Below are 7,395 nucleotides of genomic sequence, written 5' to 3' on the forward strand. Positions count from 1 at the left end.
TGGTGGTGCCGACGTTGCGTCGGGGTGAGGGTGGTGTGGGTCGGGTGTTGTTGTCGTTGGGTGAGGCGTTTGTTGCGGGGGTGGAGGTTGATTGGGGTCGGGTCGTTCCGGAGGCTGTCCGGGTCGACCTGCCCACCTACCCCTTCCAGCACGAGCACTACTGGCTCAAGACCACCCCGTCCGGCGTCACCACCGATCGTGGCGACCATGCGCTGCTCGGCGCCCCGGTGGAGCTGCCCGGCTCCGGCGGGGTGGTGCTGACCGGCACCGTCTCCCTGGCCGGCCTGCCCTGGCTGGCCGCCCACACCGTCGGCGACACCGTCGTACTGCCCGGCACCGCCCTGCTCGACCTGGCGCTGAAGGCCGGCGACGACGTCGGGCTCGACCACGTCGACGCCCTGACCCTGCACGAGCCGTTGACCGTGCCGGCCCGGGCGGCTGTCCACCTGCGGGTGGAGATCGGCGCACCGGGGGACGACGCCCGCCGGCCGTTGAGCATCCACGCCCGACGGGCGGACACCCCGGCCGGAGCGCCCTGGCGCTGCCACGCCTCCGGCACGCTCGCCGTCGGCGTACCGTCGCCGGGTGTCGACCTGACGGTGTGGCCGCCGCCGGCCGCGACCGGAGAGCCCGCCGCCGACGGTGTCGCGCGCTGGCGGCGCGACGGTGAGGTGTTCGCCGAGGTCCGGCTGCCCGACCGGCAGCGCGCCGAGGCGGACCAATTCGGACTGCACCCGGTCCTGCTGGACGCCGCACTGCGGGCCGTCGACGACCCGGCCGACGCGCCGTCCCGGCTGGCCGAGTTGCGCGGCGTGACCCTGCGGGCGGTGGGCGCGACCGTGCTGCGGGTGCACCGTGCCGCGTCGGGTCAGGTCACCGTCGCCGACGCGACCGGTTCCCCGGTGGCGACGATCGCCGCCGTCACCACCCGCCCCTGCCCGACCGGTGAGGTCCGGACCGCGAGCGCCGCCGCCCAGGACGGCCTGTTCCGGGTGGAGTGGGTCCCGGTGTCCACGCCGGCCACCCCGCCGTCGCCGCCGACGATGGTCGTCGTCGGTGCCGATCCCCTGCGGGCCCGCGCCGGGCTGATGTCGGCGGACACCTACGCCGAGGCGTACCCCGACCTGGCCGCGCTCACCGCCGCGGTCGAAGCCGGCGCGGCCCGCCCGGACGTCATCCTGCTCAGCGACACCGACCCCGCGCCGTCGGCCGGCAGCCCCTGGGAGACCAGTCGCCTCGTCACCCTGCGCCCGGACCCGACCGTCGCGGCCCCCCGCCGCCGTGGCCGGGCGGGCACCACCGGAACCGCCGCGGTACCGGCCACCGCCGTGCCGGCCACCGCCGTGCCGGCCACCGCCGTGCCGGCCACCGCCGTGCCGGCCACCGCGGTGCCGGCCGGCGCGACGCCCGCCCACGGCGACACCGTCGTGGTGGACGGCGTCAAGGCGTCCTGGCGGGCACTGACGACGGCGCTCGCCCTGGCCGAACCGCACCTGGTCGTCCGTCGCGGGACGGTGCTGACGCCCCGCCTGGCCCGGGTCACCGTCCCGGTGGACGACGCGACGCCGCCCGACGTCACCGGGCCGGTGCTGGTCACCGGCGGCGCGTCGGCGGCGCGCGGGGCGACCGTGGCCTTCCTGCGCGGGTGCGGGATCGAGGCCGGCGACGGCAGCGGGGACGCAGCCACCACCGTGGTCCGGCTGGACCACCCCGACGCGACGGCCACCAGCGCCACCCCGACCGTCGCGCTGCTGCGGGAACGGCCTGCCGGGGACCTGTCACCCGACGAGCTCGTTCTCGTCGAGGCGGCCTGCCGTGTCGGCGGGTCACTGGTCGTCGCGGCCGGGGCCGGCGCCTGGTCGCGCTCCCCCGACGCCCCGGCGCTGCTGCGGTCGTTGGCTCCGGCCGGCACCCGCCGCACCGCACGGGCCGTCGCCGACGCCCCGGCCGGCCTCAAGCAGCGGCTGGTGCTCGCGCCCGAGGGCGACCGGGACCAGATCCTGCTGGAGCTGGTACGCCGCAACGTCGCGGCGGTGCTCGGCCTGGCGTCGGCCGAAACCGTCGAACGGGACCGGCGGTTCCGGGACGCCGGGTTCGACTCGCTCTCCGCCCTGACGGTCCGCAACCTGATCAGCACAGAGACCGACCTGCGGCTCGCGCCCACGGTGGTCTTCGACCACTCCACGCCCGACGCCCTGGTGCGTCACCTCAGGCAGGAACTGCTCGGCTACTGACGATCCGCCGGGCTGCGGCGGAACACAGCTGAAGAATGGAGGGACCCCGTGCGAGTCGAAGGTGTCTATCTCGACGGGATCGGCCACCACCTACCCGACTGGGTGAGCGCCGAGGACGCGGTCGCGGACGGCCGGTACCGGGCGGAGGTCTTCGAGGCGAGCGGCCTGACCGGCACGCACATCTCGACGAAACTGCCCGCCCTCGACATGGCGGTGCTGGCCGCCCGGACCGCGCTGGAACGGTCCTCGGCCGGAACCGCCGACGTCGAGTCGCACATCCACGCGAGCGTCTACTACCAGGGGCCCGAGGGCTCCTACCCACCCGGCTACATCCTGCGTGAACTGGGAGTCGCCGGTGCCGGCTCCCTGGAGATCCGGCAGGGGTGCAACGGGCTGCTCGCCGCGCTGGAGATCGCCGTCGGGCAGCTCACCGGCGTGGCCGAACTCGCCGTGGCTCTGCTGACCACCGCCCAGAACTTCGAGACACCGCTGGTCGACAGGTGGCACGGCTTCGGCGACTCGTACATCCTCGCCGACGGTGCGGCGGCGGCCGTCGTCACCACCGAACCCGGCTTCGCCGAGGTCCGGTCGATCTGTTCCGGCACCCTGCCCGGGCTGGAACGGTGGCACCGCGGCGACGGCCCGTTGACCCCGCCGGTCGAGCAGAGCGCCGAACAGGTGTCGATGACCGCGCGGGCGGCCGCCTTCACCGACGACGAGATGCCGCTGGCCCGGGCCGTGGAGAGCCTCAGCGAGTTCGACGTGGGCATCATCCGCCGGGCGCTGGTCGACGCGGACCTCAACGTCGCCGACCTGGCCCGGGTGATCACCATCAACGAGGACGCCCGGATGACCGAGTTCACCACCCTCGGCCCGCTCGGCATCGACGTTTCTCTATCAACTTGGGACCATGGCCGGTCGGTCGGCCACGTCGGCGCCGCCGACCTGGTCATTTCACTGGACCACCTGCTCGACACCGGGCAGGTCCACCCCGGCGACCACCTCCTGCTGGTCTCCCAGGGCCCGGGATGGCTCTGCTCCGCCGCCGTCCTCACCCTGCTGGAGAAGCCGTCCTGGCTGGAGTGAAGTGCCGTTTTAGATGCGTTCTAGGCCCTCTGTCTAGCGTCGAACCGTCACACGTTCCGAGTGCGCAACGGAGGGGATTCAGTGGACGCGATCGTGGCCGACGATGTCGATGCCGGGACCTTTGGCGTACCCGGAGCACGTCTGTATTACGAGGTCCAGGGCCAGGGGCCGGTGTTGCTGGTCCTCCAGGCCGGTGAGGGTGACGCCGGCCGGACCAGCTATCTCGTACAGCAACTCGCCGACCGGTACACGGTGGTGACCTACGACCGGCGCGGCCTGTCCCGCAGCAAACTCGACGGGCCACCCGCAGCGCTGACCATGGAGACCCACGCCGACGACGCGAGCGCCCTGCTCGCCCACCTCACCGACCAGCCGGCCCACGTGCTCGGCTCCGGCTACGGTGCGGCGATCGGGCTCTATCTCTCGCTGCGCCACCCGGAGCAGGTCCGCACCCTGGTCGCACACGAGGCCCCCACCCTGCGACTGCTGCCGGCGGCCACCCGCGAGCGGGTCGTACGGGGGGTGGCCGCGGCCGAACGCGCCTACCACAACGACGGTTGGGGCCCCGCCATGAAGCAGATGGCGGCACTCAGCGGCATCGACCTGACCACGCTGGAGATGGAACCGGGCGTCGACTTCCAACCGATGACGGTCGACCGGGCCGCGAACATCGAGTTCTTCGTCAAGTACGACGGCCCGGCCTTCCGCAACTGCCAGCTCGACGCCGACGACATCGCCCGGCTCAAGCAGACCGGCATCCGGGTGGTCCCGGCCGGCGGCTGCATCTCACAGGACATCTGGGCGTACGTCTGCGCGGAGGCACTCGCCGACGAACTCGGCACGGCGGTGGTGGAGTTCCCCGGTGGCCGCAACGGCCACACCACCCACCCCCGCGCCTTCTCGGCACGCCTGCACGAGGTGCTCGCCGCCGTCGCCTGACTTCCGCGCCCGACACCCAACCTCGAACAGGGACGGCCATCCATGGGAAGCACTGCCCCCGCGTACCAGGACGCCATCGCGGTCATCGGAATGTCCTGCCGATTCCCCGGCGCCGCCTCCCCGGACGAGTTCTGGGACCTGTTGGTACGCGGGGAGGAGGCGATCCGGGAAGCGCCGGCCGACCGCTGGTCCGGCGACCCGGGCACGGTCCGTCGTGGCGGCTTCCTCGACGACGTGGCCGGCTTCGACGCCCCGTTCTTCGGGGTGTCGCCCCGCGAGGCCGCCGCGATGGACCCGCAACAGCGGCTGATGCTGGAACTGGCCTGGGAGGCGCTGGAGCACGCCGGCGCCGACCCGACGCCGCTGCGCGGCTCGTCGACCGGGGTGTTCATCGGCACGATCCAGGACGACTACGCCACCCTGACCCGGCGCGGTGGCGGCGACCCCGGCCCGCACACGCTGACCGGGCTGCACCGCAGCGTCATCGCCAACCGGATCTCCTACCGGCTGGGCCTGGCCGGGCCGAGCATGGTGGTCGACACCGGCCAGTCGTCGGCCCTGGTGGCGGTGCACCGGGCGATCGAGTCGCTGCACGCCGGCGAGTGCACGATGGTGCTCGCCGGTGGGGTCAACCTGATCCTCACCGGGGAGAGCACCGACGCCGTACGCGGCTTCGGCGGTCTGTCACCCACCGGGCGTACCCACCTGTTCGACGCCCACGCCGACGGCTACGTCCGCGGTGAGGGCGGTGGCCTGGTCGTGCTGAAGCGGCTCGCCGACGCGGTCGCCGACGGCGACCGGATCTTCTGCGTGATCCGCGGCGGTGCCGTCAACAACGACGGGGGCGGCGACGGGCTGACCACGCCCAGCCAGGCCGGCCAGGAGCAGGTCGTCCAGCTCGCGCACACCCGGGCCGGCACCGACCCGGCCGACACCGGGTACGTGGAACTGCACGGCACCGGAACCCCGGTGGGTGACCCGATCGAGGCCGCCGCACTCGGTGCGGTGGTCGGCGCGGCACTGGCACCCGGTGACCGGTTGCTGGTCGGCTCGGCCAAGACCAATGTGGGCCACCTGGAGGGCGCCGCCGGGGTGGTGGGGCTGATCAAGACGGCGCTCGCCCTGCGGCACGGGCTGATTCCCGCCTCCCTGCACCATGAGACGCCCAACCCGGCGATCGACTTCGCGGCCACCCGACTGACCGTGCAGACCACCCTCGCGGTCTGGCCCGTCACCCGGCCCCTGGCCGGCGTCTCGTCGTTCGGCATGGGCGGCACCAACTGCCACCTGGTCCTCGGCCCGTGGCCCGCGCCGCCCGCCGCCGTTGACGCCCCGACGTCCGTCGACGGGCCCGGGACGCCGTCGGGCACCCCGGTGGCCGCACCCGCCGTCGCCCGGGTCGTCTGGCCGCTGTCCGGTCGTACCCCGGCGGCGCTGCGCGCCCAGGCGCACCGCCTGCACCACCATCTCACCGACCGGCCCACGGTGCCGATCGGCGATGTCGGCCGTTCGCTGGCCGGCCGCAGCGGCTTCGACCACCGGGCCGTCGTGGTCGGCCGCGACCGTGCGGAACTGCTCGCCGGGCTGGCCGACCTCGCCGACGGCCGTCGCCGGGCGGGACTGGTCACCGGTCGGGCCGACACCGGCACCCTGGGCTTCCTGTTCACCGGGCAGGGCGCGCAACGCCCCGGGATGGGACGCGACCTGTACGACGCCTCGCCGGTCTTCGCCGACGCGTTCGACGAGGTGTGCGCGGAACTCGACAGGCACCTGGACCGGCCGCTGCGCGAGGTCGTCTGGGACGATCCGACCGCGCTGGACCAGACCGGCTACACGCAACCCGCGCTCTTCGCCCTCCAGACGGCGCTCCACCAGCTCACCGTCTCCTTCGGGGTACGCCCCGACTACCTGCTCGGTCACTCCATCGGTGAACTGTCCGCCGGGTACGCCGCCGGGGTCTGGTCCCTGCCCGACGCCTGTCTGCTCGTCGCCGCCCGTGGTCGACTGATGCAGGCAGCGCCGGCCGGCGGCGCGATGCTGGCGATCGCCGCGTCGGAGGACGTGGTGACCGCCCACCTCGCCGACTTCGCCGCACGGCTGGACCTCGCCGCCGTGAACGGCCCGAACGCGGTCGTCGTCTCCGGCGACGCCGACGCCGTCACCGACCTCGCCGCCCGCTTCGACCAGCTCGCCGTCAAGACCCGACGGCTCCGGGTCAGCCACGCCTTCCACTCCGCCCACATGGACCCGGCGCTGGACGAGTTCACCCGCGTCGCGGCCGGCATACCCGCCCGGACTCCCCAGGTGCCGGTGGTGTCGAACGTGTCCGGAAAGCTGGTGCAGGCCGAATACACCGACCCGACGTACTGGGCGGCGCAGATCCGTCGACCCGTCCGTTTCCTCGACGGCCTGCGTACGCTGCGGTCGGCCGGGGTCACCGCGTTCCTGGAACTCGGCCCGGACCCGGTGCTGACCGGGCTGGCCGAGGCGGAGCACGACGCCGGCTCCGGCAGCTCCGACGACACGGCGTACGCCGTCCTGCTGCGGCGGGACCGCGACGAGCCGACGACGGCGTTGACCGCACTGGCCCGGCTGCACTCCCACGGTGTGCCGGTGAACTGGTCCCCACTGTGGCCGGACGCGGACCGCGTCGACCTGCCGACCTACGCGTTCCAGCGGCGACCGTACTGGATCGACACCGCCGCCTCCTCCTCCTCCTCCGCTGCCTCCACCGCCGGCTCCGCCGTGCCGGTCGACGCGCCTCCGTCGACCGCGCCGGAAGAGCCCGCGACCGGGGCGGCGGAGGTCGACCCGGCCAGCTGGGCTGGGCGGCTGTTGGCGCTGCCCGAGCACGAGCGCCGGCCCGCCGCCGAACTGCTCGTACGTCGCCTGGTGGCCGAGACGCTCGACTATGCCGACCTGGCCGACGTCGACGGCAGTCTCACCTTCAAGGAACTCGGCATCACGTCGCTCACCGCCGTGGAACTACGCAACCTCGTGACCGCCGAAACCGGCCAGTCGTTCTCCGCCTCCATGGTCTTCGACTTTCCGACTCCGGTGTTGGTGGCGGAGCGGTTGGTGGGTTTGGTGGTGGGTTTGGGTTCGGGTGTGGGTGTTGCGGGTGTGGGTGTGGGTG

4 protein-coding genes are annotated in these 7,395 nt (G+C 73.6%); all 4 read left to right on the forward strand.

From position 1 onward, the window contains the following. A partial coding sequence (locus AB0B63_RS32320; RefSeq protein ID WP_357025819.1) for a phosphopantetheine-binding protein occupies window positions 1-2,234 on the forward strand: 2,234 nt, incomplete at its 5' end. A 48-nt stretch (window positions 2,235-2,282) separates the two neighbouring features. After that, on the forward strand, window positions 2,283-3,320 hold the full coding sequence (locus AB0B63_RS32325) for a ketoacyl-ACP synthase III family protein (RefSeq protein ID WP_357025821.1): 1,038 nt from the start codon (window positions 2,283-2,285) through the stop codon (window positions 3,318-3,320). 81 nt (window positions 3,321-3,401) lie between these two features. Further along, window positions 3,402-4,259, forward strand: a complete 858-nt coding sequence (locus AB0B63_RS32330) for an alpha/beta hydrolase (protein WP_208570965.1) — start codon at window positions 3,402-3,404, stop codon at window positions 4,257-4,259. Window positions 4,260-4,301: 42 nt separating this feature from the next. Further along, window positions 4,302-7,395, forward strand: a 3,094-nt coding sequence (locus AB0B63_RS32335) for a beta-ketoacyl synthase N-terminal-like domain-containing protein (RefSeq protein WP_357025824.1), incomplete at its 3' end; no start/stop codon positions are given.

The organism is Micromonospora sp. NPDC049081, from assembly GCF_040648835.1.
Lineage (GTDB): Bacteria > Actinomycetota > Actinomycetes > Mycobacteriales > Micromonosporaceae > Micromonospora > Micromonospora antibiotica.